Source organism: Sinisalibacter aestuarii (genome assembly GCF_027923545.1).
Lineage (GTDB): Bacteria > Pseudomonadota > Alphaproteobacteria > Rhodobacterales > Rhodobacteraceae > Sinisalibacter > Sinisalibacter aestuarii.
Genome location: NZ_BROH01000027.1, coordinates 1 through 806, shown reverse-complemented (window position 1 = coordinate 806; position 806 = coordinate 1). Strand labels below are relative to the sequence as shown.

Below are 806 nucleotides of genomic sequence, written 5' to 3'. Positions count from 1 at the left end.
GCGCGATGCCGGGCTATGGCGAGATCGCCATCGTGATGGATGCCACCTCGGCCCATGCCCATGAGGTGCATCACCCGGTGCTGATCGCCGACGGCAAGCAGGTGATCGACCTGACGCCGGCCGCGATCGGCCCCTTCGTGGTGCCCCCGGTCAATCTCGAAGAGGAGCAGACCGCGACCGCGCTCAACATGGTGACCTGCGGCGGCCAGGCGACCATTCCGATGGTTCACGCCGTGCGCCGGGCGGTGGACCGGCTGGTCTATGCCGAGATCGTCGCCTCGGTGTCGTCGCGCTCGGCGGGGCCGGGCACGCGGGCCAATATCGACGAGTTCACCCAGACCACGAGCCGGGCGATCGAAAAGGTCGGCGGCGCGGAGCGGGGCAAGGCGATCATCATCCTCAACCCGGCCGATCCGCCGATGCTGATGCGCGATACGGTGTTCACGCTGAGCGAGGGCGGCAGCGAGGACGCCATCCGCGAGAGCATCGCGCGGATGGTGGAGGACGTGCAGGGTTACGTGCCCGGCTACCGGCTGAAGCAAACGGTCCAGTTCGAGCGGATCGGCGACAATGCGCCGCTGAACGTGCCGGGGATCGGCAAGGTCTCGGGGCTGAAGACCTCGATCTTCCTCGAGGTCGAAGGCAATGGCGACTACTTCCCGACCTATGCCGGCAATCTCGACATCATGACTTCTGCGGCCAAGGCCACGGCGGAAAGCTGGGCCCGGGCGCACCGCGACGGAAAGGCGGCCTGACATGGCGATCACCGACAAGACCCGGCTCTACATTCAGGACGTGTCGCTGCG

At 67.0% G+C, this 806-nt stretch carries 1 protein-coding gene; it reads left to right on the top strand.

The annotated features are described in order from the left end of the window. On the top strand, nt 1-755 hold a 755-nt coding region (locus QMG28_RS20845), incomplete at its 5' end, for an acetaldehyde dehydrogenase (acetylating) (RefSeq protein ID WP_281844147.1). Between the last annotated feature and the right edge of the window lie 51 nt (nt 756-806).